Here is a 25,239-nt window from a genome sequence, read left to right on the forward strand (position 1 = left end):
TGCGGTCGCTTGCGACAGTCTACATCTTCGCGCGAGTGCGCATCTTTGGCACGTCAGTGCCTTTTTATGTAACAGGGAATTTCTCAGAATTTCCTGCTACATAAAAAGGCGTTAAATCCATCATCCGGATTTTTCTCCGGGTGGATCGAACGCCTTTCTCATTTCTCTTCCGTTATTTATACTGCCACGTAACTATTCAGTACCTTCATAGTTACGTGCAAAAATCCATTCCAGATCAGCTTCGCTGATGGGATTTTTGCCTTCCAGCCTATGTTTTCTTACGGTCAGCGCAGCAAGTGCGCAGACCTACTGAACAGTTACACTGCCACAATGATTCCGCCGTCCCCTGCATAAACGGTAGCAAGTCCGGCTGTCTCGGTCACAATGATCTTTTTGAACTTTGCGGCCTGTTCAAATTTTTCTTTTACATACTGGGCACGTTCCGGCGCATTGCAGTGAGCGATCGTAAGACACTTATCTTCCACTGTTCCTGCATCTTTCACAACGATCTCCACCATTCTCTGAAGTGCCTTCTGGATTCCGCGGGCCTGATCCAGTTTGATGATCACGCCGTGATCCGCACCCATAACAGGCTTAATGTTTAATTTTGTCGCGAAGAACGCCTGAAGTCCGGTGAGTCGTCCGTTCTTTCTCAATGTATCCAGAGTTTCCAGAACGAAATACGTCTTCTGTCTGTCGCGGTACTCGAGAGTTTTCTTTACGATCTCTTCAAACGGAATATCCTGCTCACAGAGTTCCTGAACATAAAGCGCGAGATTTACTTCTCCGGTAGAAGCAGACTCAGAATCGATCACCACGATATTCTTCTTTCCGGTTCCAAACTCTTCCTCATAAAGATTCTTTGCGAGAACCGCACTGTTATAGCATCCGCTCAGGTGGGAAGAGATCGTAATAACAAATACATTCTCCTCCTCGCAGCAGTAAGCTTCCTTAAATGTCTCTGGAGACGGGCAAGCAGTCTTCGGACACTCCGGGCTTTCCTTTACGATTTTTAAGAATTCCTTCTGGTTAAAATTCTTATCGTCAACAAACTGGTGGTCTTCCACCATAAGCGTAAACGGGATCAGGGTAAAATGCGGATCCTTCCTCTGCTCCTCGGTAAGATCCATGCAGCTATCCCCAATAATTCTATAATTCATACTGCTTCCTCCAGCTCTATTCCCTATCACAGTTCTCATTTATTTTTCCCTGTGATGTAGTATTCAATACCATATATTATAGAGTGGCTTCTACAGAAAGTCAATAGAATGATAGAAAAACCTCGCTTGATATGTCCTGGAAACGTTACTGTACACGGGTAGGAATTTTCTGAACTGAAAATTCCGTACAATACAGTGGTGGTAGTGGATTTTGCCGATTCGGAATGCGAAGCATCGGCAAAATCAGTTACTGTTTGCGCAAGGCGTGAACAGTAACCTGCAAACAGAAAATCTCTGCCGGATATTCCCGGCAGAGATTTTCCCAATTCGATCTCCATACAAGATCTGATTACACCACAATATTTATATTATGTGGATAATCTTTCCAGCAGCTGCTTAGCACCCTCACAGCCGCATCTCAAATTATCGTCAAAAGTCAACTTCAGTTCCGTAATATGTGCAGGTAAGCAGCTTCGCCATATTCGCAGGATCGATCTCTCTCGGGTTCGATCCGGTACATGCATCGCCAACCGCGAGTTCCGCGATACGGTCCACCTTCTCCTTAAATTCGTCCTCATTGATACCGAATTCTTTCAGTGTCTTCGGAATATTCAGCTTCTCATTGAATTCATTGATCTTCGCGCAGAGACTGTTGATCAGGGCCTGTCTGGATCTTCCCTCTAATCCCATTCTTCTTGCGATCTCCGCGTAACGCTCAGCTGCGACGGTATCCTTCGCGTTATACTGGATGACATACGGAAGATAGATCGCGTTCGCGCATCCGTGCGGAATATGTCCGGTGGAGAACGCAGCTCCCGTCTTGTGGGCCATAGAGTGAACGATTCCAAGAAGCGCATTAGAGAATGCCATTCCCGCGAGACACTGCGCGTAATGCATCTCCTCTCTCGCATGGGTATTTCCATTGTAAGATGCCGGAAGGTATTCCAGAACCATCTCGATCGCCTGAAGTGCCAGCGGATCCGTAAACGGTCCGTTTAATGTGGAGACGTACGCCTCGATCGCATGGGTCAGGGCATCCATACCAGTATAGGCAACCTGTTTCACCGGAAGTCCCATCACGAGATCCGGATCTACGATCGCAACGTCCGGAGTAATATTAAAGTCAGCCAGCGGATATTTTACGCCTGTCTGATAGTTTGTGATAACAGAGAATGCCGTTACCTCTGTAGCTGTACCGGATGTGGACGGAATCGCCGCGAATCTTGCTTTCTGTCTCAGTTCCGGGAAGCTGAACGGAGTGATCAGGTCTTCAAATGTAGTCTCCGGGTACTCATAGAACGCCCACATCGCCTTCGCCGCATCGATCGGGGAACCGCCGCCCATGGATACGATCCAGTCCGGCTCAAACTTGCGCATCGCTTCCGCGCCTCTCATAACGGTCTCCACCGACGGATCCGGTTCTACGCCCTCAAAGACTTCAACTTCCATTCCGCCGTCTTTTAAGTAATGAACAGCCTTGTCAAGGAATCCCTGGCGTTTCATAGAACCGCCGCCTACTACGAGAAATGCTTTCTTTCCCTTCAGATTTTTCAGTTCTTCCAGACATCCTTTTCCATGATAAATGTCTCTCGGTAATGTAAATCTTGCCATACGTTCTCTTCTCCTTTCACAATTCTGTCATTACAGACAGGGATCTCACGTTTCCGACCTGTGTTTCACAGGTTTTACTAAGAACCAATCACGCTTCGTTTTCCTAAGCTTTATACACATTATACCATTGTTAAATTATTAACGCAAGCATTTTGTTGTTAATTTCATAACATTTTTATATCGTCTAACTTTACTTTTCATGAGCAGTGAATGCGAGATCAAAAATATCTTCCAGCAGAATTCTTTCCCCTTCCTCTAAAATCAAACAATGACTCTCCTCGTCCACTCTCTTTATATGACCAGAGATCGTCCGATATGCTCCGCCGTCCTTCTTTTCATCGGGTACAAAAAAGGTTACGGTAATTTCCGGCCTGGATTCCTGTTTCTCCAATAGCAGCCGCAGCTTCTCATTCAGCTTTTCCTTTTCGTACTCATCCAGCACGATCCGTTTTTCCGTAATACGTTCCGTCTCTTTTAATACTGCGCCAAATCCGGTGAGCGCAGCAAATGGAGCAAACTGGGCTGCCCTGTCCCTCACCGGCATCCGGGTATGCTTTGATTCTCCCGGATATGGAAGATCGATCATATCCCGATATTTCTCCCATGTACTCATGCCCTGTGACCTCCGATCTGGCTGTTCCGCGTTACCGTGGTCGCACCCTCTTCCAGATTCATTCCCTTTAAGACTGCGTTCTTTCCGAACTTTTTCTTGATCTCCAGAACCGCCTGCTGCATCCGTTTTTCCCGCGCTAATTCTTCCTCTTCCTTCTTTTTCTGCTCCACCTGTGTGCCGTAATCGGTAAAGAGATTCAACTGTTCGTACTCCTGCACTTTCTGTTCCGTTCCCTCACAGACCACATGGTTTGCGGAAATCGCGATCCGGCGCACAAGAAGCTTTGGATTCATGATCTCATCGTAGAGCTCCATAACCGCCTCCGTGATCCGTTTCGCGGAGGAAGTTTGCCCGCCAAGATTTCTGGAGCCGTGGGCGTGTTTCGGGATCCGTCTTCCATAACGGTCCGTGGATATCTCCCCGTTGTAGTCCTTTCTGAGTTTTGAATCCGTCAGGTTTTCGATATCGTATCCCACCGTCAAGACCACCTGGTCCGCTGTCAGCTTTTTCTCCACAAGATCCAGAGCCAAAAGGTCCGCCATCTCCCGCACGACGAGCCTTGCCTTCTGGACGGTATATGGACAGGCAAGAACCTGCCCGGATCCGACGCTGTGGTTTTCCGGCTGGTACGCCTTGACATCCGCGATCGTACACGGCTCATACCCCCAGGCATGGTCGATCAGAAGTTCCGCGTTGACACCGAACATCCGGTACAGAAGATCTTCGTTATAATAATCGTTTTCCTTTCCGAGGGAGCATCTGGCGATATCCCCCATCGTGTAGATTCCCCGTTCTTCCAGTTTTTTCGCGTATCCCCGGCCCACACGCCAGAAATCCGTCAGCGGACGGTGTCCCCACAGATATCTCCGGTAACTCATCTCATCCAGTTCCGCGATACGCACTCCGTCCGCGTCAGGTTCGATGTGCTTTGCCATAATATCCATCGCGATCTTTGCAAGGTACAGATTCGTTCCGATCCCCGCAGTCGCCGTAATTCCGGTTTCTTTCTGCACATTCCGGATCATCCGTGTCGTCAGCTCATGCGCCGACATATGGTATGTCTCAAGATAGGAAGTCAGGTCGATAAAGACCTCATCGATCGAATAGGAATGGATATCTTCCGGTGCCACATATTTTAAATAGATCTGGTAAATTTGTGAACTTTTCTCCATATAGTGGGCCATCTGCGGCGGCGCAGCGATAAAATCCAGCGCAAGATCCGGTCTTTTCGTCAGTTCAACCGCATCACAGGAACTTCCCGTGAATTTTCCACCGGGGGCCCGCCGCCTTCTCTCCCGGTTCACCTCTTCCACCTTCTGCTCCACCTCAAAGAGGCGCGCGCGTCCGGGAATCCCATACGCCTTTAAAGAAGGCGATACCGCAAGGCAGATCGTTTTCGATGTCCGGCTCCGGTCCGCGACGACAAGGTGCGTCGTCATCGGATCCAGTTTTCGATCCACCACCTCAACAGAGGCGTAAAATGACTTCAGATCGATCGCTGCGTAAATTCTGTTTGATCTATCCATCTTGCTCATTCTATCCGCCATAGCCCGTCTCCCTTCCGACATCAATTTCCATTTCCCCCACATACCTTCACAAAATATATGCACTCACTGGCAAGATCAAATTTAAAAAATCCCTATGCGGCCGCGCCGGATCCGCTTCAAACACCTGAATCCGCCCATTATCCGGTCCCCGGTCCTTAAACGCCGGAAACATAAATCCGCAGACCGGCATCCCCGGCTCATAATCTCCGCTCACCGGGCACACCGCACAGATCAGGAACCGGTAAACTTCCTCCGATTCCCAGAGGCTTTCCTTATCCTTTGCCTTTCTCGGAACATCATAATTCCCGTGAAAGAAATAGACCGCATAATCCCCCGACGCCGGATATTTTTCCCCAAACACTTCATAAAAAATATCAAGCAGTGCATCGTTTTTCAGCTCACACTCCCGCAGTGCGCAGAGCAGCTGCCACACACTCCCGGGCTTTTTCTCCTCCCCCGAAAAGACATATTCCTTCAACGCCACATTCGTCTCCGAAAACGGGATCGTCTTCGCGATATCAAGATTCTTCTGCTGATCTGGCAGGGAGAGCTGACGGAAATTCTTATTAAATGTCCCGTCTACAAACCCGTCCCTATCCAGATAAGCCCCTGCAATCCGGTCAAAGCAGTTTCTCTTCAATGTCATTCTTCTCGTAAGCTCCAGCATATCCTCACGGTTGATCTGATTCATATATTTTCTCCGTTTTCTCTGTTATTTAGTCTTAGCTTTTATTCAGTCTTATCTGTCATCTTCCAGCACTCCAAAAAACCTACAGAACCTGTCACCAACATCCCTTACTAATACATAGCCACTAAATGTCTCTGCGGCTTTCCTAATATGGTTTATCTCGATTCCAGACTCAATTCTCTCCCTAAAATCTTATGTTTCCATTATACATTTAGAACATATGTTCGTCAAGTTTTTCTATCTTTTCCTTCTTACAAGACTTACAGGACCTGCTGCCGACAGCCTCTTCCAACTTCATCGCAACAAAAAAGACCCCGCAGAGCATTCACACGCCCCGCAGGATCTCCCCAATTTCTCTTTTCCAAATTTAAATGGAATGCTGTCTCACATACTCCCAGGTATAAGTGCCGCTTTTTCCCTCATCCTCAAGGATAAACGGTGTGATCTCCTTATATCCCTCATCCTCCATCATATTTGCCGCCTCAAGACATGACTCAAGGTTATTTTCAAAATCTACGGAAATATATGGATTCTTGTCGGAATCTCCGTTGCCGTCCTGATCTAAATGTGCAATCGCGTACTGCATATTGGTAACTTCCTTTCTCATAAATATTTTTGATCAACCTGATTATAGCATAGCGCGGATAGGATATCAAGTAAATATCAGTAATTATTCCTGTTTTTATCTTGTCTGTTATTTCCTGTCCTTTCCCTGTTTTCTGTTTCTTCCTAATAAGATGCAGCCTCTGTCCATACGAGTCATTTTTTATCAAAAGATACCGTGAAAATCCTCAAAAACAAAGCCTTTCGTCTTCTTGACAATCCCCAGTGTTCACGCTATAATACAGAGAATGTAAAGCTAAAAATTATAAAGGGTCATTCTGCCCCGAAACAATAAGAAAGGTAAGACGTCATGGCTGATAAGAAACATATTTTAACTTATGCAGGACTGAAAAAATACGAGGATGAGCTTCAGGATCTGAAAGTAAACCGCCGTCGTGAGATTGCCCAGAAGATCAAAGAGGCAAGAGAACAGGGAGACTTATCCGAGAACGCCGAGTACGATGCTGCGAAAGACGAGCAGAGAGATATTGAGTTAAGAATCGAAGAGCTCGAGAAGCTGTTAAAGAACGCGGAGGTCGTTGTTGAGGACGAGGTAAACCTTGACAAGATCAACGTCGGATGTATCGTAAAGGTTTACGATGTCGATTTCGACGAGGAGATGGAATTCAAGCTCGTTGGTTCCACAGAGGCAAACAGCCTTGAGAATAAGATCTCCAACGAGTCCCCGGTCGGACACGCGCTGATCGGAAAACGCGTTGGTGACGTTGTTGACGTTGAGACACAGTCCGGAGTTATCCAGTATAAGGTACTCGATATTAAAAGAGTCGATTGATCGCCGCCGTGTACAGACGGGAAGCTTCCGGGCTGAAAATTCTGTACACGACCGTATCGATCATACACAAAGACTACAGTGAAGGAGAAATAGAAAAGTGGCTGAACAGCAGAATCAGAACAAGAATGCAAATGCAAAAGAGCAGGATATCCACCAGCTCTTAAAGGTGCGCCGCGAGAAGCTTTCTGAGTTACAGACAGAGGGCAGAGACCCGTTCCAGATCACAAAATATGATCAGACAGCTCACAGCGCAGATATCAAGGATCATTACGCAGAATATGACGGAAAGGAAGTTTCCATCGCAGGACGTATTATGTCCAAGCGTGTCATGGGTAAAGCTTCCTTCTGCAACGTCCAGGATCTCAAGGGCAACATCCAGTGCTATGTATGCCGCGATGACCTCGGTGAGGATTCCTACAAAGACTTCAAGAGAATGGATATCGGCGATATCGTCGGCATCAAGGGCTTTGTATTCACAACAAAGATGGGCGAGATCTCTGTTCATGCCCATTCCGTAACACTTCTCTCCAAGAGCTTACAGATCCTTCCGGAGAAGTACCACGGACTTACAAACACAGATACCCGTTACCGTCAGAGATACGTTGACCTGATCATGAACGAGGACGTTAAGAAGACATTCGTTATGCGTTCCAAGATCATCAGCTGCATCCGCAGATACTTAGATGACCTCGGATTCCTTGAGGTCGAGACTCCGATGCTCGTCGCAAACGCAGGCGGTGCTGCCGCGAGACCGTTCGAGACACACTATAACGCTCTCGACGAGGATGTAAAGCTTCGTATCTCCCTTGAGCTCTACTTAAAGAGACTCATCGTCGGCGGTATGGAGCGCGTTTACGAGATCGGCCGTGTATTCCGTAATGAAGGTCTTGATACAAGACACAACCCGGAATTTACTCTTATGGAGTTATATCAGGCATACACGGATTACCAGGGAATGATGGATCTCACAGAGGATATGTTCCGTCATATCGCAAAGCAGATCTGCGGATCCACAACGATTCCGTACGCAGATGTCGAGATCGACCTTGGAAAGCCGTTCGAGCGCCTTACCATGATCGATGCGATCAAGAAATACACCGGTATTGATTTCAACGAGATCACGACAACTGAGGAAGCAAAGAAATTAGCGGATGAGAAGGGCGTTCACTACGAGGATCGTCATGTCCGCGGCGACATCATCAACCTCTTCTTCGAGGAATTCGTTGAGGAGCACCTGATCCAGCCGACCTTCATCACAGACCATCCGATCGAGATCTCCCCGCTTACCAAGAAGAAACCGGGTCACCCGGAGCAGGTTGAGCGTTTCGAGCTCTATATCTATGCCCGTGAGATGTGCAACGCATACTCCGAGTTAAACGACCCGATCGACCAGAGAGAGCGTTTCAAAGCACAGGAAGCAGCACTTGCTGCCGGTGATGACGAGGCAAATACCACTGACGAGGACTTCTTAAATGCCCTTGAGATCGGTATGCCGCCGACCGGTGGTATCGGATACGGTATCGACCGTCTTGTTATGTTATTTACAAACTCCCCGGCGATCCGTGACGTACTGCTCTTCCCGACAATGAAGTCCTTAGATTCCGACAAAAAATCTTCCAAGTCTTCCGTAGCCGCTCCGGCAGCAAAGACTGTTGAGAAGATCGATTTCTCCAACGTTAAGATCGAGCCGATCTTCAAAGAAATGGTTGATTTCGAAACATTCGCAAAATCCGATTTCCGCGCAGTTAAGATTTTAGCCTGTGAAGCGGTACCGAAGTCCAAGAAACTCCTGAAGTTCACATTGGACGACGGAGAGCGCAAGGACCGCGTGATCTTAAGCGGTATTCACGAGTATTACGAGCCGGAAGAGCTGGTTGGAAAGACAGCAATCGCGATTGTGAACCTTCCGCCGAGAAAGATGATGGGAATCGATTCCGAAGGTATGCTGATCTCAGCAGTCCATGAGAAAGATGGCCATGAGGGACTGAACCTCCTGATGGTCGATGACAGAATCCCGGCCGGTGCAAAGCTGTACTAATAACGAAACAATCTACTGTGCCCGGGTGGTTCCTTACGGAGCCGCCTGGGCACATTCTTTTTACATTAAAATACGCATCACATCGCCATTGATCTGATAACGGGAATGTGATGCGTACTTTTTTCATATGAATGTCTCCTGATCGCGGGTTACAGGACCCGCGATTTTACCATTCAGCCGTTCTACTTCGTGATCTGGAAGGACCGGTTGATCGGGGAGGCCAGATAGTTACCGCCAAGGACAACGACTGTCATGGTATAACGTCCCGGTTCTGTCGGCGGAGTTGTGGTGCTGGAGTATGCTCTCCATTTGCTTGTAAATCCGGAGGGATGAAGCGTTTTCTTTTTCATATCTGTATCCTCATGTTTCTCTTTAATTTTTTATTTTTCCTTACTTCTCTTTTTCATCACAAGACCTGCCGCCAGAAGGACCGCGCCTGCGGAGAGCAGGATCCCTACCGGCCACCACAGCTGTCCTGTCTGGGGAAGCTTCTTTTCGTTCTCCACGGTTGTCTCCGTAGATGTCTCTGTTTCACTCTCTGCCGTACTCTCCTCCACTCTGGTTTCCGACTGTGTCTCCGCATCTGTGATCGTCACCGTCTCGTCAGCCGCTGTTGTGATCGTCGGCTTCTTATTCGGAGTCGGATCCCAGTCGTCATCATCGCTGTCATCATAATAACGGGTCGGAGAGGTCGGATTCGATGGATCCGTCGGGTTTGTGGGTTCCGTTGGGTTTGTCGGGTTTTCCGGTTCTTCAATATCACACTTGATATCTGCTTCCGCCGCGGCACCGCCCGCTTCCACGAGAACCGGTGCCGGAATGTAGGTCTTGCCGCCAACGGTCAGTGGATCCCCCGTCACAAGATAGAGAGTCTCTCCATCCGGAAGATTCCGAAAAACCACATGCTTTCCGCTTCCCGTTCCGGTCCGGTAAGGCTGGATCCCCTGCGCCTTCACAAAATTTGTCAGAGTGATCGCAGCCTCTCTGGAACCACCTCCGGAAACATCCGCACCGGATGCCTGAAATTTCTCATTCAGCACATAGACACCCGCCTGTTTTTCTGCAACCCGATAGAGATATACCGTCATTCCGGCCTGTTCTGTTTTTATGTTCAGACTACCCCGCTGTGCCGCGTAGGACGGATTTTGAAATATCACCATCCATACCGCAAGCACGGCAAAAATAAAGCCCAGGATCTTATTCTTTTTCCGAATTCCTGTCATCTTGGATTCCTTCCTTCTACATCGATTTCTGTATCTGATCTACATGCTTCTTTTTCTCTTCCCTGCTGCTGCCGCTGTGCCCATAAACAGGAGTCCAAGACCCGTGAACATTCCCCGTCCCATTCCGCCTGTGGACGGAACCTTCTTATCGAGGACCGCACCTTCCACGGAGTCATGTTCTCCATCGTTGACCCAGGCTTCGTTAAACAGCTCGTCCCCCTGGATCGCGTCGTCTGTCACGACCGCTTCATAGGTCACTGTAATCGGATTTTCACCCGTCAGATCTTCATAATCGATGATTCCGGTATTAAAGAGGTTTACAAGATCAACCTCAACCCGGAATGCGTTGGAACCACTGGCTGTTACCGTGTAATACCCGGAAGGAACTTCTTTTCCATCCCTGCCCGCAGTCACACGGAGCGTACCGTCGATAAACTTCAGATACCGGCTCATCTCATCGTGGAAGACCATGGTCTCCACAACAGAATCCGGGATCGCATATTTTTCATCTGCTAAAAGGAACTGTCTGGCAATCTCATTGTCGTAGTTGTCCCTGATTACGCTTCCCGCTCTTCCGGCACCGGATGCGCTGTACATGCGGACTGTCTCCGCACCGGACGCACTGTGTACGCGGACTATTCCCGCGCCGGACGCACTATGTACGCGGACTTTGCGAATCTCCCTTGCGGAGTTTGCCGGTGAGGCGTTGGATGCCGTTACAACATAGCGTGCAAGCAGCTTTGGAAGACTGGAGTTCAGTGTAAACTTGATCTTCTTTCCCTGACTTACGGTTCCGATCTCATCCTCGCCGTCTGCCTTTTTATCGATCGGATAACTTGTCGTCTCGTAGATGTCCGCGCCATGAGCCGCCTTGATCTGGAATCCCGTCTCATATCCGCCGGAAGCTACCGATACGATATGACGGTTTTCCGGAAGGTCATCATCTACCTTCGCCACAGCCGCCAACGAAGAAAATGCCATGGCAGCCGTCATCGCAGCAGCGGCTGCGGTGACGGTCATGAAACTTTTCCATGATTTTTTCATGTCTCTACCTCGTTCTCATAACTAGCAACAATCCGAAAAGTCTGAATTACTGTTCTTCTTTCTTTTTCTTACCTGTCACGATCACAGCACCTGCTGCAACTCCCATCAGGGCGATTCCTGCTGCTGTGAAGGCTTTTGTTCCAACTCCACCGGTGGACGGAACATCTGGATCGATGACCGGGCCGTCAACGATATCCTCTTCGCTGTCGTTGACCCATGCACGGTTCTCCACCTTGTCTCCATTGATAACACTGTCTTTTACCGTTGCGTCATAAGATACGACGATCTGTGCCGCATTCTTCAGCTGATCATACGAGATCTGACCATCATTAAACGCTGCCACAAGTCCTACTGTTACCCGGAAAGTCTCACCTTCAAGATCTGTACGCACCATGTAATATTTCTCCGGCAGTTCCACAAGCTTTCCATTATTCATGATTTCGACTTTCAATGTAGCCTGATTAAGAGAAAGATTACTGCTCATCTTATCATGGAATATCAGCTGATAAGACTTCTTTTCTATAATATATGGTCTGTCATCATCTGGTCTGTCGTCATTTGGAGTACGTCTTTTTACCTGCGCTGACAGTGACTGCGGCAGATTGGATTCCAGTGTAAAAGAAATAACATCTCCTGGCCTTGCTGCCTCGATACGGTCCTGACCATCCGCTTTTTTGTCCACCGACGGTTTACTTTCCTTATCGCTGTCCCAGTAAATTCCATCTTTAAAATAAGTGAACGTTTTGATCAGATTGTTTTCATCAATTCCCGTAATGCTCAACGTTCTGGATCCACTTTCATTCGCTGCATCCACCAACTCCTCGATCTTTGCTTTGGATCCATCCGGATTTAATCCGGCATCAATGCCAAAATCTTCAATTCCTGTCACTCTCCAGCAGCCTTCGCTGTTCTCCGGCGCATGATATGTCGCATAAAATTCAATGGTTCCCGGCTCCACCGCCTCAACATAAAAACTGTTTGCGCCCATCTCATTGGAGGTCAATACTGGTGAGATCGTTTTCCCGTTTTCTCTCAGATTCACAAGTCCCACAAGTGCATTCACAAATGTGTTTCCAGAGATATCCGCGCGAACAGCCCCTGTATTACTCTGATCCTGAATCACTACTTTGGCGCGCAGATCATCCGTACCGGTTACCTTATTATTCTTAAAACTCAGCACTCCGCCATCCGAGCCGCCGCCAAAATATCCATGAATAGCAAAGCTACAGTCACGGAACGTATTCCCACTGACCATATTTCCAGATTCCGGAACTACAAAATTATCTCCAAAGAATTCAACTGCCTGCTTAAAACCTGAAATTTTACAATTTTTCACATCAAATCCCGGACTGTCAAATAAAATACCATCCGCAAATTGTGAATCTGTTCCCTTGATCGTACAGTTTTCAACATGAAGAGAAAAGCCAGTTCCACCTACTGCGCCATTGTGATTGGAAACCGCTGCTGTAAACTTTCCCTCTTCAGCCGGTACATTTCCAGCATCAATTGTAAGTCCTTTTAAAGTAATATTACTGCCAAACGCGTTAATTCCGCCAGCATCTGAAAGGTTGTCTGCCACTGACGCATTCATCACCTGAATAACGCTGTTTTTCTCTCCCTCAACCGTGATGTTCTTAAAATCTGCCGGAATTGTAAATCGGTCATATGTACCAGACTTTATTTTGATGGTCCACCCATCTTTATTTCCGTTCCCCGAGATCTGATTTATGGCCTCCTGGATATCCCCGGCTCCATCCTTCGCGTCAGCAACCGCTGTCTTTGACTCCAGATCGAGAGTTGCCCCAAAAGCGGTTCCTGAAAATGCTGTCATCGCTGCTGCCGCTGTGCAGACTACTAAAACCTTGTTCATTTTCTTTTTCATTTTCGATTCCCTCCATGTCAATTTATGTCGAAAAAAGCTCCGTTTTCACTTTTTGTGAACCGGCGCATTTTTTTCATCATTCTTCCGGTTCTGTTACCCGGTGTCCGCGGACAAGGAGCCTGTGGGTATTTACCCCATACGGAGTACAGGTATAAAGCGTCACAAGGTCTTTTCCGTTCTGGACATAAAGTTCTTCCGTCTCTTCCGGAAGTGTTACGAGGATCTGATCCACCTCATACGTGAATGTCTCGTTTAAGACATCCAGAGTGAACCGATCTCCCACTTCTAGTTTGTCCAGGTCAGTGAACAGTTTCGCCTTCACAAGACCGTTATGGGCGGCCAGCACACAATGGGTATTTTCACCGCCCACCGGCAGGCTTGTCCCATACCAGAAACCGGCGCCCGACTGAAGCGCCCGCTCTTCCGTTCCGTGGTAAATGGGAACGTGGACCCCGATCTTCGGAATGTCCACATATCCCATCATCCCTGTTTCCCATGGATCCAGAAGGTGGTCAAGCTCCTCCCGTTCCTCTGCGGGAACCAGAAACTGTTCCTCTTTCTTTGCAAGTCTTTCATTGTACTCTCTGGCCGCCTGGATCATTCCTTCGCAGTCGATCCCCTGAAACCGGTCATACGCCGCGATCGCCTTGTTGAACTGATACTGATAGTACCAGTCACAGATATGCGGGTACAGAAAAATTCCCAGTCCCAAAAGAAACATGACTGCTATGAGGATCCCGCGCCCGGTGAGCCATGAAGGTTTCCTGCCGGAATTACCGGATCCATGCTCCATTTGCATCTACCTGATATCCATCCGGTGTTGTGGTGTTCGCAAGTATTGCGCCAAGTGTTCCCTTGTCGGATGCTGTGTTGAAGTAATACCACTTGCCGTCGATCTCATGCCAGCCGGTGTACATGTGTCCTCTTGTGTTGTCCCGTTATCCTCCGTGAACCCGCCGCCCTCTAAGATCCAACGTCCGGACTTACCAGCTGCGTTTGTGGCTTTGCCTCTTGTGGAGGTGCTATAGTCATAATCACTGCCACTGCCGCTTGATCTCCACTTGTAGGTGATCGTGAAGGTCGTTCCATCTTTTCCTACAATATATCCAACCGGGAATTTATCCCAGGTCTGATCGCTGTAACTGCTGCTCTTACCCTTGGATGCAGGAATATCCGCAAGCGTGAGTTTCGTTCCAACCTCAAAGGTCTTTGTAAGTTCTGTCTGACCGTTCTCAGTAAATGTTCCGTTATATGCAGCTGTCTTGTTAAGCTCAATATCCGGATCTGTAGCTGTTGACGCTGTTCCATCAAAGTTATATTTCTTTGCAGCCGGTGTCAGCGTACCAGATGGTTCACCTGACACATCCGCCAACGACACCCCCGGCACAGGCCCAACTACCATACAGGCCGTCATGAGTGCTGCCAGAACACGTTTTTTTATTCTGCGCTTCTTCATCTCTCTTTTCCTCCTTTTTTTCGAATCGTGGATCGTAACTGTATCTCTGTCGAACAGTTACTGTGAGTCAATATTTCAATTGCTGCACACAAGATTCTTCTGCCTCTTTATGCTCACAAAGCTCCTCCTTTCCCCCTTGTTCCTTAAAATTTTATAAAAATCACTCCCTAAACTGCATTCTATGTAGCAAAGCTGCCCGGTATTCCTGCGGTTGGAAGTGTTTTTATCAGTATTGTGATCCCCCTGCGTCCTCAGGAATTTTCTTCGCGATATTTCGCTAAAAATGGATCATATAACCGCTTTTCCGCGTCCAGCCGCGCCTGAACTGCCTCCTCATAGGTTGCGAAGCTGCCAAGATTGTAGGATTTTCCCTGAAAGCCAATGGAGGCTCTCCATCGGTTGTTTTCTCTTCTGTATACTTCGCGATGACCGGAAGTATTATTGGAAAATGTCTTTCTGCACGCGATCCGCTCCACACAGGTTCCGTCCATAAAATGGATGGCTTTCTTCATATTTACCTTTCTCTGTGCTTCCTGAAGACAGCCGCAGCTTCTTGTGACCCCGGAGCGGAGATTCTCTTTTCGGCAGATGCATTGTTTTCCACAGTCACACTGGCAAAGCCAGTAGTCACTCATCCTTCCCGGACGATCCGCGCGATCACCTTCGGACGATCCACTTTGCTCCATCGTACCTTCCTTTTTTTCTGTCAGCTCCGCTGCAGGTCCCAGAACCACAAGCCTGCCGTACCGCTGTCCGGTGAGATCAAGGCGTTTTTCCTGGATTCGGATCCGTCTCCTGCAGCCACAGTTCTTCGTATGTCCGTTTTTCAGGTGTGAATCTTCTACGGTGCATGTATTCCCGCAGTCACACTGACACCGCCAATAGGTTTTCGGTTTCCCTGAAATCTTCACTTTTTCAATTACCACGAGACTTCCGTATCGTTTTCCGATCATACATTTTTTCATTCAAAAAAGCCGTCCATGACATAATGTGTATTATGTCATGGACGGCTTGTCTTAGACGATCCTTCATCGTTCTTATATGAAATTTTCATACTTTTTACGCTTTCTAAAGTTAATTTAAAAAAGTATCCGATCTGCGAGTCTGCTTCCAGGACCGCATGTTTTTTTGAAAATCACTCGTCTAATCTGCCTGCAAAAGCTGCTCGCAAGATTTTTTCAAGATTCATGCATTCCACGAATACATTTCTCAATTCCAAAATTCCAGAAATTCTTGTATTTCCGACGAAATCCGACTTTTTCTCCAGGCAAGAAGGACCTCTGTTGTAAAATCGGCATCACAGACCTCACATGATTTCAGCTTATCCGAAAGTTCCAGCATCGAAGTCGGCAGGATCGCGATCCCCATTCCCCGTTCCGCCATCGTGATCGCGGTCCTTGCATCCTCACAGGCAAGGTAGATATCGCAGACAAGTCCCGCCTCCTCAAACTTCGAGGCGATATATTTCTGAAACCGGTGGGACAGGATCAGGGGCTGTTCCGAGAGCTCCTGCAGATGGAGCGATGTGCGTCCTTTTAAAAGAGGGAACTCCGGAACTGCCATGGCGAGAAGGCGTTCCTCCGCCAGAGTTCTCGTCTCACAGCCCCTTAACGTAATTGGCGTGCGCAGGGTCGTGAGGTCAAGGATCCGGTTCTCAAGCTGATCCCTCATCGTGAATGTGGATCCCTCGTGGATATCAAAATGGATATTGGGATGGCTTTTTGCAAAACGCATCAGGTAATGGGACATCATGGACACGGTGGACGGAGTCATTCCGATATGGATCGTCGCCGCCTGACTTGATTTTATGACCTCACGCTTCGTTACCTCCGAGAGCATCAGGATCTTTCCCGCCTGTTCGTAGAGCGTTTTTCCTGCCTCCGTCAGTGTGATATGCTTCATGCCGCGGATAAAAAGCGGCACCTGAAGTTCCTCCTCCAATATTTTCATCTGGTAGCTTAGCGGCGGCTGTGTCATATGAAGCTCTCTCGCCGCACCGCTGATGGTTCTGGCGTCAACGATGGCCCGGAAGTATTCCAACTGTCTGATCTCCATCATCTCTCCTGTCTGACCGGCGATCTGCGGACCTCCACTCTCGCAGCGGTGCGAATTGTGGAGTCCGGATCCCGGATCGTAAAAATCATAGTCTGAATGCAAAGAATCTTCTTGTATTATATAAATTTTATTTTATTTCTATACAAAAACAATAATTTACATATATTATAGGGGATGCTATACTTGAAACGCAAGAGAAAATTTAGAAAGGATCGAATCGAATCTACCATGCATATGAAACGGATTGATTTTGAAAACGGAACCATAACGGGCAATATCCTCGGAGCCGCGCTCCCCATGCTGATTGCCCAGATCTTAAACCTTCTATATAATATCGTGGACCGCATCTACATCGCGCGGATCCCGGAGATCGGAACAGCCGCTCTCGGCGCGGTCGGCTTATGCTTTCCGATCATTGTCATCATCACAGCCTTCAGCAATCTCTTTGGAACCGGCGGTGCACCGCTCTTCTCGATCTTCCGCGGGAAAAAGGACCCTGACACAGCAAGGCGCATTATGAACACTTCTTTTACAATGCTCTGTGTCTGCGCGGTGATCCTGATGGCGGTCGGCTTCCTCTTCGCCCGCCCGATCCTGATCCTCTTCGGCGCTTCCGCTGAGGCCATCGTTTACGCCTATCCGTATATGATGCTCTATCTGATCGGAACCCTGCCGTCGATGATCGCGGTCGGCATGAACCCGTTTATCAACGCCCAGGGCTACTCCAGCATCGGCATGTTATCCGTCGCGATCGGTGCCGGAACGAACCTTGTGCTTGATCCGCTCTTTATTTTTGCCCTCGGACTCGGCGTCCGCGGCGCAGCCATCGCCACCGTGATCTCCCAGTGCCTATCTGCCGCCTTCGTCGTGTTTTTCCTCACGAAAAAATCCGAGTTGAAGCTGCGGTTCCTTCATAAGAATGAGATCCCGGAATGTACCGGACACGCGAAAAATATCCTCAGCCTCGGTGCAGCCGGATTTATCATGCAGCTCACCAACAGCCTCGTAACGATCTGCTGCAACAATATTCTTTCCGTCGCCGGCGGTGATATCTATATCTCCGTCATGACCATCATCTCCAGTGTGCGCCAGCTTGTTGAGACTCCGATCCACGCCATGGTAGAGGGAACCTCCCCAATCCTGAGCTACAACTACGGTGCCCGCAGACCGGGACGCGTGCGGAAATCCATTCTGATCATGAGTCTCCTCGTTTTCGGTTACACGGCCGTCATGTGGAGCATGATCATCCTCATCCCGGAAACGCTGATCCGTATTTTCAGCTCGGACGCGGCGCTGATCCAGGATGCAGTTCCGGCGCTGAACATGTATTTTGCGGCTTTTATCTTTATGGACCTCCAGTACATCGGTCAGGCGGTATTTAAATCCCTGAACAAGAAGGTCTTTGCGATCTTCTTCTCCCTGCTCCGCAAGGTATTCATCGTTGTACCGCTGACCTACTTTCTCCCCTACGCCATGCATATGGGAACCGACGGCGTATTCCTCGCTGAGCCGGTCTCCAATGTCATCGGCGGAACCGCCTGCATTCTCACGATGCTGATCACGATCATGCCTGAGCTGAAACGGATCGAGGTTGAGAACCGCAGGGCGGCATAAAAACTTAAAGCGTTTTTTGCAAAAAAATAGAAGCTCTCCTCTGAGCTTCTATTTTTTTCTGATCTTCGCCACAAAGAATCCCTCAAACAGGTCATCCGGTCCCACGAGGAGCGTCCCCGGCATCGCGTTCGGAAGTAACGGAAGTTCCTTCGTCCACTCTTCCCCGATCGGTACAAGCTCTCCGCCTGCACTCTTTAACACGCGCTTTAAGAGGACTTCGTTCTCCTCTTTTAAGATCGAGCAGGTGGAGTAGACCATCTCATGTCCGGATTTTAAAAGCTTCAGCGCCTTTTTTAACAGTTCTTCCTGGGTTCTCGCGGATCTTTCCACAAGTTCCTTTGAGATCTTTGTCCGGCAGACGCCGTCCCGCACTTCTACGGTTCCGCTTCCGCTGCAGGGCGCGTCTAAGAGGATCCGGTCGAAGGAAAAGAAATCGTCAAGCTTTCTTGCGTCCTCCACCATCACGTAGGTTCCGGATGCCCCCTGCTTTTCCAGATTGTATTTTAACTTTTCCGACCGCGCCTTATTCTTCTCGCAGGCCGTGATCTGCGCCTGATTTCCCGTCATCGCCGCCATCTGGGTCGTCTTTCCGCCCGGAGCGGCAGCCATATCGAGGACGGACTCTCCCGCCTTTGGACCGAGAAACAGCGGCGGCAGCATGGAGGAAAGGCTCTGGAGATAGATTCCGCCTTCCTTATAGATCGGAAGTTCCTGGATCTCCGGCTCCCTTGCACCCTCGATGATCATCGCGTCCTCATACCATGATACATTTTTAAACGCGATCCCGGCACCGGTAAGTGCCTGCTCCACCGAGTTCCGGTCCGCCTTTAGGGGATTGACCCGGAGTGTCACCGGGCGTCTCGCCTGATATCCCGCGAGGATCTTCGCGAAAGCTTCCTCTCCATACTGTTTTTTCAACATCTCTTCCAGAAATCCCGGAATCATCTGTTCCATAACCTGCTCCTTATCGATCTTTTCTTATCTCTTATCACAATTCACAAAAATATGTAACGATTCAGTACCTTCACAGTTACGCGCAGACCTGCTGAGCAGTTACCTTTCTGCACTTTAACACTTAAAGTTAAAGACATTGAGTCCTGTCTCCTCATCTTTTACACGATCCACAACTCCGTCAATCACCGTAATCACCATCTCGCAGGTCGCTCCGATAATGCCATGACTTAAATGCCCGCCGTACACATTGCCCTTCGCGTCGGCTGCCGCCGCGTGGATGTGGCTGTAATACTTGCCGTCCATCGTGTTGATGGTTCCTGTGAAGGAGACAATCTCAAACATTCCCTCGAAATCATTTCCCATAAACTGACGCCTTTCCAGATCATAAATTCCTACGGTCATGGAAGAAAATGTACCTAATGCGCTGACGCTCGCAAGCTTCACATCCTCAAGCATCGCGATGCGCTTCATCTTCTCAAGAACGTCCTCACCCTGATCGATCCTTGCTACGATCGTATTTCCAAATCTACGGTATTCCATCATTACCTCCTTCTATGCGCACCTACACCTCCCTGCCAACAAACCTTCGCCCTGCTGCAGAATTGTGTTCTCCGGTGTGCAAAACAACATTCATTTTTTATTGTCTGATTTCTATTATAAGACAAATTTTGTATACACGCAACACTCACAGAGCTTACAACTTCTATCTGAAACTCACCTCTGAAACTCTTATCGAATTCCACAATCAGCTTCTACCCGGCACACATGCTGCAAAAGAACCATATCCCCGGCATTACACTCTCTTATAATCCGGTGCCACCGCGCACCCGATTCCCATTCCGCCCGGTCCGATATGGCAGGATACGCCGAGGGACAGATTATCATAGAGAAGCGGAACGCCCGGAAATGCCTCCCTGATCTCCTCGACCCATGCCGCATTCTCCTCGTCCGTTCCGCTGGAGGCCGCCAGAAGGTGAAGGGCGCCGTCATTTAACGCGTCCTGAAAGTTATCCCGGATCTCTGCCTGCATGGCCTCGATGGCCGCCTTCTTTGCTTTTACGATCCCGTGACATTTCTTAAAGGAGTCCAGCTTTCCTGTCTGCAGCTTCAGGATCGGCTTAATATGAAACACAGATCCCAACGCCGCTGCCGCCGGTGTCACTCTTCCGCCTTTCTTTAAGCACTCCAGCGTCTGGAGCGCGATATAGATCATCATCCGGTCTCCCGCCCTTTCAAGAAGATCACGGATCTGTTCCGCCTCATATCCTTTTTTGATCATATCCAAGGTATCTAATACCATCTGGTGGAGCGGAGCCGCAACCTGTCCGTCATCGACAACGAGAACGCGCCCCTCATACGCTTCATCCTTCGCCAACATCATCGCTGTCTCGTAGGAACCGCTGAGACCGCTGCTGATCGGTAAATAGAGGATCTTCTCAAACTGCTCCAGCGCCTTATCCCAGATTTCCATCACCGCAGTCGGGGATGGCTGGGACGTCGTAATATCCGCTCCGGCCGCCAGCTTCTCAAAAAAAAGTTCGCGGGACAGGGTCACGCTCTCGTAATAGCACTCCCCATCGATGTAAAACGGCATCGGCAGGACAAAAATCCCAAGCTTTTCCGCCTCTTCCTGACTGATACTGCTGTGACTGTCTGTTACGATTCCAATCTTTTTCATATAGGTATTTCCTCTTTCATTCTCTGATCCGACGCAGCCGGATTTCTGTAAAATCAAATCATTTTTGTCTAAAATATTTTGAACATCTAAATATCGTAACATTTTCATTCTTTCCAGTCAATAGGGTGGACGCAAAAAATGACAGATTGTCACTATTGTAAATCGTAAACAACTGAAAACACGCTTCGCGAGTTTCCCCTTGTTATCGCGACAGTCGCCAAGGTCTCGCGCAAGCGCGGACTTTGGCTCGTTGTTCGCGTAAATAAAAGGCGCTGTGTCACATCTTATTTTCCATGACACAGCGCTCAAAATTTTTCCTGGTATTTCCCTTGCAGTTTTATGTAAACTGCATATTCATACAGCCGGGAATCTCTTCCTGCATATATGATACTTATTTGGTAACTGTTCAGTAGGTCTGCGCACTTGCTGCGCTGACCGTAAGAAAACATAGGCTGGAAGGCAAAAATCCCATCAGCGAAGCTGATCTGGAATGGATTTTTGCACGTAACTATGAAGGTACTGAATAGTTACCTTATTTGTAATTTACGATCTTTCCGAAATCAGCCTTTAAGGATGCGCCGCCGACAAGTCCTCCGTCGATATCCGGCTGTGCGAAGAGCTCAGCAGCATTTCCGGCGTTTACAGATCCACCGTACTGGATGCGGATCGCTTCCTTTGTTGCCTCGTCGTAGATCTCACCGATGCACGCACGGATCGCTCCGCAGACTTCCTCAGCCTGCTCTGTGGTAGCTGTCTTTCCGGTTCCGATCGCCCAGATCGGCTCGTAAGCGATCACAGCAGTCTTTGCCTGATCTGCTGTCACGTTCTGGAACGCGATCTTCACCTGTTTGCGGATCCAATCCAGAGTGATTCCCTGTTCTCTCTGAGTAAGAGTCTCACCGCAGCAGATGATCGGGGTCAGTCCATGCTCGAATGCCTTTAAGACTTTCTTATTGACAGTCTCATCTGTCTCAGCAAAGTACTCTCTTCTCTCGGAATGTCCGATGATCACATATTTTACGCCGGCATCTGTCAGCATGTTCGGGGAGATCTCGCCTGTGTATGCGCCCTTCTCCTCGAAATACATATTCTCAGCACCAACCTCAATGTTTGTTCCCTCGCATGCCTTTACGACAGGAATGATGTCGATAGCCGGTACGCAGAATACAACGTCCGCTTCCTCCGTCTTAACAAGCGGCTTTAATGTCTCAACGAGTGCCACTGCCTCGGACGGAGTCATGTTCATTTTCCAGTTTCCAGCGATAATTTTCTTTCTTGCCATGATTATCTACCCCCATATATACCAATTTTATATCACAAAATCCGGGACGGGATCGCCGTCCCGGATCTGGAATCTCGGACACTATAATATTTACAGCCAGGAAAGTAAATGCGTACATTTGCTCCCCACCGTGCATCTTCTTGTTTTTATTTCATAAAAACAAGAAGCCGGGGGCGCGCCCCCTATGCCTGAAAAGACCTGAAAAGGCTTATGCAAGCGAGCTTGCAGCGCCTTTTCATGCCTTTTCAGGCGCACTGTGTACTGGTTTCATTCATTATTTGTCATCCGCTGCGGCAACGCCCGGAAGCTCTTTTCCTTCCAGGAACTCTAAGGATGCGCCGCCGCCTGTGGAGATATGGCTCATCTTGTCACCGAAGCCGAGCTGGTTGACTGCTGCCGCGGAATCACCGCCGCCGATGATCGTTGTAGCATCTGTCTCAGCAAGTGCTTTCGCAACCGCGATCGTACCTGCAGCGAGAGTCGGGTTCTCGAATACACCCATCGGTCCGTTCCATACAACCGTCTTTGCGTTCTTTACAGCTTCTGTGTAGAGCTTGCAGGTCTCCGGTCCGATATCAACGCCCTCTTTGTCTGCCGGGATCGCATCTACGGAAACGTACTCAACCTCAACCGGTGCGTCGATCGGGTTCGGGAACTCAGCAACAACGGTTGTATCAACCGGAAGGAGAAGCTTCTTTCCAAGCTTTTCTGCCTTCTCCATCATCTCCTTGCAGTAGTCGATCTTTGTATCGTCAACTAAGGACTTACCGATCTCCTTGCCCTGTGCCTTTAAGAAGGTATAAGCCATACCACCGCCGATGATGAGGGTATCACACTTCTCAAGCAGGTTGGAGATCACATTTAACTTATCAGCAACCTTTGCACCGCCGAGGATCGCTACGAACGGACGAACCGGATTCTCAACCGCGTTTCCAAGGAACGCGATCTCTTTCTCCATCAGGTAGCCGACTACGTTGGAGCCGCCCTTTGCGGAGATGAATTTTGTAACACCTGCTACGGAAGCGTGTGCTCTGTGGGAGGAACCGAACGCGTCGCATACATAATCGTCTGCGAGATCCGCGAGCTCTTTGCTGAACTTCTCGCCGTTCTTTGTCTCCTCAGCGCCGCGGAAACGTGTATTCTGAAGAAGGACTACGTCCCCTTCTTTCATAGCATCCACTGCCTTTGTTGCAGCTTCGCCGGTTACATTGTAATCAGAAACGAATACAACTTCCTTGCCAAGCTTTGCGGAAAGGCTCTTTGCAACCGGTGCAAGGGATTCTCCCTCGTTCGGTCCGTTTTTAACTTTTCCGAGGTGGGAGCAAAGAATTACCTTGCCGCCATCGTTGATCAGCTTCTGGATCGTCGGGAGAGCCGCGTTGATACGTGTCTCATCTGTGATCTCGCCGTTCTTAAGCGGTACATTGAAATCGCAGCGGACTAAAACTCTTTTACCTTTTACGTTGATATCATCAACTGTTTTCTTATTTAAAGACATGTCGGAATTCCTCCTTGATATTTTCTGACAGACATCTGCCTGTCTTCCGCCCCACGGCAGCCGCCGGAGTCTTTCGCGGGAGGCGGGCTTTCGCGCGCTTTCCGTGTAAAAAAGAATGTGCCTTGGCACATTCTCGCGCCTCGTGCGGTCGCTTGCGACAGTCTACATCTTCGCGCGAGTGCGCATCTTTGGCACGTCAGTGCCTTTTTATGCAACAGGGAATTCCTCGTAATTTCCTGTTACATAAAAAAGGGATCCGGTCCTCAACAGACCGGACCCCTCAGTGAGTCTAATTTGTCACAATTTCTGTGGACCGATTAAGCATTTAACAGTTTTCCGAAGTGCTTAATTGTACGAACCATCTGGCTTGTGTAGGAGTTCTCGTTATCGTACCAGGATACAACCTGAACCTCAGATGTGTTCTCGTCGATCGGGAGAACCATTGTCTGTGTTGCATCGAAGAGAGAACCGTATCTCATACCAACGATATCGCTGGAAACGATCTCATCTGTGTTGTAGCCGAAGGACTCGTTGGAAGCTGCTTTCATTGCTGCGTTGATGGATTCCTTTGTCGGCTGGCCCTTAACAACAGCTGTTAAGATCGTTGTGGAACCTGTCGGTGTAGGAACACGCTGAGCAGAACCGATGAGCTTGCCGTTTAATTCCGGAATTACAAGGCCGATTGCCTTTGCAGCGCCTGTGCTGTTCGGAACAATGTTGATCGCTGCTGCACGGCTTCTTCTCTTATCGCCCTTTCTCTGCGGTCCGTCAAGTGTCATCTGGTCGCCTGTGTAAGCGTGGATCGTGCACATGATACCGGACTGGATCGGGTAAGAGTCGTTTAATGCCTTTGCCATCGGAGCGAGGCAGTTTGTTGTACAGGAAGCAGCGGAGATGATGTGGTCATCTTTGCTTAATGTCTCGTGGTTTACGTTGTAAACGATCGTCGGAAGATCGTTTCCTGCCGGAGCGGAAATGATAACGTGCTTAGCGCCTGCATCGATATGAGCCTGTGCTTTTGCTTTGGATGTGTAGAAGCCTGTGCACTCAAGAACAACGTCTACACCGATCTCGCCCCACGGAAGCTCAGCTGCGTTTGCTTTCGCGTAGATCTTGATCTCTTTGCCATCAACAGTGATAGAATCCTCACCGTAGGATACTGTATCCGCAAGAGCATATCTGCCCTGTGTGGAATCATATTTTAAAAGGTGTGCGAGCATCTCCGGAGAAGTTAAGTCGTTGATCGCAACGATCTCGAATCCTTCTGCGCCAAACATCTGTCTGAATGCAAGACGGCCAATACGGCCAAAACCATTAATCGCAACTTTAACTGCCATTTTTCTTTTCCTCCTAGAAAATGATGTGTGGTCGTTTCATAACCATTCAGCATGTCCGCACGTTTCACGGAACATAAAGGATACTCTGAAACGCCAAACAGTTATGATTGTTAAATATTAATCAACCTTGGTTTTATTGTACATAATTCTGCCAGAAATAGCA

General features: G+C 48.7%; 23 protein-coding genes. 3 read left to right on the top strand and 20 right to left on the bottom strand.

Going from position 1 to position 25,239, the window contains the following annotated elements; genetic code table 11:
- Positions 1–317: 317 nt before the first annotated feature.
- The 6 genes from DW677_RS00205 to DW677_RS00230 all read right to left on the bottom strand — a co-directional run bounded on the left by DW677_RS00205 (position 318) and on the right by DW677_RS00230 (position 6,205).
- On the bottom strand, positions 318–1,160 hold the full coding sequence (locus DW677_RS00205; RefSeq protein ID WP_117484590.1) for a DegV family protein: 843 nt from the start codon (positions 1,158–1,160) through the stop codon (positions 318–320).
- A 429-nt stretch (positions 1,161–1,589) separates the two neighbouring features.
- Complete coding sequence (locus DW677_RS00210) at positions 1,590–2,771, bottom strand: iron-containing alcohol dehydrogenase (RefSeq protein WP_015554950.1); 1,182 nt, start codon at positions 2,769–2,771, stop codon at positions 1,590–1,592.
- Between the two features lie 190 nt (positions 2,772–2,961).
- A complete protein-coding gene (locus DW677_RS00215) occupies positions 2,962–3,384 on the bottom strand; it encodes a hypothetical protein (protein WP_117566283.1) in 423 nt (140 codons plus the stop codon).
- Positions 3,381–4,931, bottom strand: a complete 1,551-nt coding sequence (locus tag DW677_RS00220) for a DNA methylase (RefSeq protein WP_242992080.1) — start codon at positions 4,929–4,931, stop codon at positions 3,381–3,383. The genes DW677_RS00215 and DW677_RS00220 overlap by 4 nt, the downstream gene beginning before the upstream one ends.
- Positions 4,932–4,977: 46 nt before the next feature.
- Positions 4,978–5,622, bottom strand: a complete 645-nt coding sequence (locus DW677_RS00225) for a DUF4317 family protein (RefSeq protein ID WP_117470633.1) — start codon at positions 5,620–5,622, stop codon at positions 4,978–4,980.
- A 364-nt stretch (positions 5,623–5,986) separates the two neighbouring features.
- Positions 5,987–6,205, bottom strand: a complete 219-nt coding sequence (locus tag DW677_RS00230) for a hypothetical protein (RefSeq protein ID WP_015554955.1) — start codon at positions 6,203–6,205, stop codon at positions 5,987–5,989.
- Positions 6,206–6,532: 327 nt separating this feature from the next.
- Between DW677_RS00230 and greA the strand changes: the two genes are divergently transcribed.
- Together greA and lysS are read left to right on the top strand one after the other, a co-directional pair.
- Positions 6,533–7,015, top strand: coding sequence for a transcription elongation factor GreA (gene greA / locus DW677_RS00235; protein ID WP_015554956.1), 483 nt, complete (start codon positions 6,533–6,535; stop codon positions 7,013–7,015).
- A gap of 97 nt (positions 7,016–7,112) precedes the next feature.
- Positions 7,113–9,053, top strand: coding sequence for a lysine--tRNA ligase (lysS, locus tag DW677_RS00240; RefSeq protein ID WP_117515814.1), 1,941 nt, complete (start codon positions 7,113–7,115; stop codon positions 9,051–9,053).
- Positions 9,054–9,235: 182 nt separating this feature from the next.
- On the opposite strand, the gene DW677_RS18195 is transcribed toward lysS, so the two are convergent.
- From DW677_RS18195 to DW677_RS00275, 8 genes are all read right to left on the bottom strand, one after another.
- Complete coding sequence (locus tag DW677_RS18195; RefSeq protein ID WP_015554957.1) at positions 9,236–9,403, bottom strand: hypothetical protein; 168 nt, start codon at positions 9,401–9,403, stop codon at positions 9,236–9,238.
- Between the two features lie 30 nt (positions 9,404–9,433).
- Complete coding sequence (locus DW677_RS00245) at positions 9,434–10,276, bottom strand: LPXTG cell wall anchor domain-containing protein (protein WP_117566284.1); 843 nt, start codon at positions 10,274–10,276, stop codon at positions 9,434–9,436.
- 39 nt (positions 10,277–10,315) lie between these two features.
- Positions 10,316–11,320, bottom strand: coding sequence for a hypothetical protein (locus DW677_RS00250; protein ID WP_147324907.1), 1,005 nt, complete (start codon positions 11,318–11,320; stop codon positions 10,316–10,318).
- Between the two features lie 46 nt (positions 11,321–11,366).
- The gene (locus DW677_RS00255; protein WP_117470629.1) at positions 11,367–13,202 is read right to left on the bottom strand and encodes an isopeptide-forming domain-containing fimbrial protein; all 1,836 of its coding nucleotides are present in this window, start codon (positions 13,200–13,202) and stop codon (positions 11,367–11,369) included.
- Positions 13,203–13,278: 76 nt separating this feature from the next.
- A complete protein-coding gene (locus DW677_RS00260; protein ID WP_015554961.1) occupies positions 13,279–13,995 on the bottom strand; it encodes a class C sortase in 717 nt (238 codons plus the stop codon).
- A 6-nt stretch (positions 13,996–14,001) separates the two neighbouring features.
- On the bottom strand, positions 14,002–14,658 hold the full coding sequence (locus DW677_RS19140; protein ID WP_347473006.1) for a hypothetical protein: 657 nt from the start codon (positions 14,656–14,658) through the stop codon (positions 14,002–14,004).
- A 251-nt stretch (positions 14,659–14,909) separates the two neighbouring features.
- Positions 14,910–15,623, bottom strand: a complete 714-nt coding sequence (locus DW677_RS00270) for a hypothetical protein (protein ID WP_117484607.1) — start codon at positions 15,621–15,623, stop codon at positions 14,910–14,912.
- Positions 15,624–15,867: 244 nt separating this feature from the next.
- A complete protein-coding gene (locus DW677_RS00275) occupies positions 15,868–16,815 on the bottom strand; it encodes a LysR family transcriptional regulator (protein WP_242992081.1) in 948 nt (315 codons plus the stop codon).
- Between the two features lie 132 nt (positions 16,816–16,947).
- On the opposite strand from DW677_RS00275, the gene DW677_RS00280 reads away from it, so the two are divergent.
- Entirely contained in the window at positions 16,948–18,327 is a 1,380-nt protein-coding gene (locus tag DW677_RS00280; protein WP_117566340.1) for an MATE family efflux transporter, read from the top strand.
- 48 nt (positions 18,328–18,375) lie between these two features.
- On the opposite strand, the gene DW677_RS00285 is transcribed toward DW677_RS00280, so the two are convergent.
- The 6 genes from DW677_RS00285 to gap form a co-directional block, all read right to left on the bottom strand.
- Positions 18,376–19,281: an RsmB/NOP family class I SAM-dependent RNA methyltransferase gene (locus tag DW677_RS00285; protein WP_117566286.1), complete on the bottom strand. Its 906-nt coding sequence runs from the start codon at positions 19,279–19,281 to the stop codon at positions 18,376–18,378.
- A gap of 114 nt (positions 19,282–19,395) precedes the next feature.
- A complete protein-coding gene (locus DW677_RS00290) occupies positions 19,396–19,821 on the bottom strand; it encodes a PPC domain-containing DNA-binding protein (RefSeq protein WP_117470624.1) in 426 nt (141 codons plus the stop codon).
- Between the two features lie 253 nt (positions 19,822–20,074).
- A complete protein-coding gene (locus tag DW677_RS00295) occupies positions 20,075–20,959 on the bottom strand; it encodes a DegV family protein (protein ID WP_117566341.1) in 885 nt (294 codons plus the stop codon).
- A gap of 532 nt (positions 20,960–21,491) precedes the next feature.
- Positions 21,492–22,241, bottom strand: coding sequence for a triose-phosphate isomerase (tpiA, locus tag DW677_RS00300; RefSeq protein ID WP_015554970.1), 750 nt, complete (start codon positions 22,239–22,241; stop codon positions 21,492–21,494).
- A 274-nt stretch (positions 22,242–22,515) separates the two neighbouring features.
- Positions 22,516–23,739 (bottom strand): phosphoglycerate kinase, encoded by a 1,224-nt coding sequence (locus DW677_RS00305; protein WP_117485057.1) that lies wholly within the window; start codon positions 23,737–23,739, stop codon positions 22,516–22,518.
- Between the two features lie 317 nt (positions 23,740–24,056).
- Complete coding sequence (gene gap, locus DW677_RS00310) at positions 24,057–25,076, bottom strand: type I glyceraldehyde-3-phosphate dehydrogenase (protein ID WP_015554972.1); 1,020 nt, start codon at positions 25,074–25,076, stop codon at positions 24,057–24,059.
- Positions 25,077–25,239 lie beyond the last annotated feature (163 nt).

This window comes from Clostridium sp. AM25-23AC (assembly GCF_003435125.1).
Taxonomy (GTDB): Bacteria; Bacillota; Clostridia; order Lachnospirales; family Lachnospiraceae; genus Pilosibacter; species Pilosibacter fragilis.

Coding starts and splice junctions, on each gene's coding strand:
- DW677_RS00205 (WP_117484590.1), bottom strand. CDS start 1,160: ATGAATTATAGAATTATTGGGGATAGCTGCATGGATCTTACCGAGGAG.
- DW677_RS00210 (WP_015554950.1), bottom strand. CDS start 2,771: ATGGCAAGATTTACATTACCGAGAGACATTTATCATGGAAAAGGATGT.
- DW677_RS00215 (WP_117566283.1), bottom strand. CDS start 3,384: ATGAGTACATGGGAGAAATATCGGGATATGATCGATCTTCCATATCCG.
- DW677_RS00220 (WP_242992080.1), bottom strand. CDS start 4,931: ATGGCGGATAGAATGAGCAAGATGGATAGATCAAACAGAATTTACGCA.
- DW677_RS00225 (WP_117470633.1), bottom strand. CDS start 5,622: ATGAATCAGATCAACCGTGAGGATATGCTGGAGCTTACGAGAAGAATG.
- DW677_RS00230 (WP_015554955.1), bottom strand. CDS start 6,205: ATGCAGTACGCGATTGCACATTTAGATCAGGACGGCAACGGAGATTCC.
- greA (WP_015554956.1), top strand. CDS start 6,533: ATGGCTGATAAGAAACATATTTTAACTTATGCAGGACTGAAAAAATAC.
- DW677_RS18195 (WP_015554957.1), bottom strand. CDS start 9,403: ATGAAAAAGAAAACGCTTCATCCCTCCGGATTTACAAGCAAATGGAGA.
- DW677_RS00245 (WP_117566284.1), bottom strand. CDS start 10,276: ATGACAGGAATTCGGAAAAAGAATAAGATCCTGGGCTTTATTTTTGCC.
- DW677_RS00250 (WP_147324907.1), bottom strand. CDS start 11,320: ATGAAAAAATCATGGAAAAGTTTCATGACCGTCACCGCAGCCGCTGCT.
- DW677_RS00255 (WP_117470629.1), bottom strand. CDS start 13,202: ATGAAAAAGAAAATGAACAAGGTTTTAGTAGTCTGCACAGCGGCAGCA.
- DW677_RS00260 (WP_015554961.1), bottom strand. CDS start 13,995: ATGGAGCATGGATCCGGTAATTCCGGCAGGAAACCTTCATGGCTCACC.
- DW677_RS19140 (WP_347473006.1), bottom strand. CDS start 14,658: ATGAAGAAGCGCAGAATAAAAAAACGTGTTCTGGCAGCACTCATGACG.
- DW677_RS00270 (WP_117484607.1), bottom strand. CDS start 15,623: ATGAAAAAATGTATGATCGGAAAACGATACGGAAGTCTCGTGGTAATT.
- DW677_RS00280 (WP_117566340.1), top strand. CDS start 16,948: ATGAAACGGATTGATTTTGAAAACGGAACCATAACGGGCAATATCCTC.
- DW677_RS00285 (WP_117566286.1), bottom strand. CDS start 19,281: ATGGAACAGATGATTCCGGGATTTCTGGAAGAGATGTTGAAAAAACAG.
- DW677_RS00290 (WP_117470624.1), bottom strand. CDS start 19,821: ATGGAATACCGTAGATTTGGAAATACGATCGTAGCAAGGATCGATCAG.
- DW677_RS00295 (WP_117566341.1), bottom strand. CDS start 20,959: ATGAAAAAGATTGGAATCGTAACAGACAGTCACAGCAGTATCAGTCAG.
- tpiA (WP_015554970.1), bottom strand. CDS start 22,241: ATGGCAAGAAAGAAAATTATCGCTGGAAACTGGAAAATGAACATGACT.
- DW677_RS00305 (WP_117485057.1), bottom strand. CDS start 23,739: ATGTCTTTAAATAAGAAAACAGTTGATGATATCAACGTAAAAGGTAAA.
- gap (WP_015554972.1), bottom strand. CDS start 25,076: ATGGCAGTTAAAGTTGCGATTAATGGTTTTGGCCGTATTGGCCGTCTT.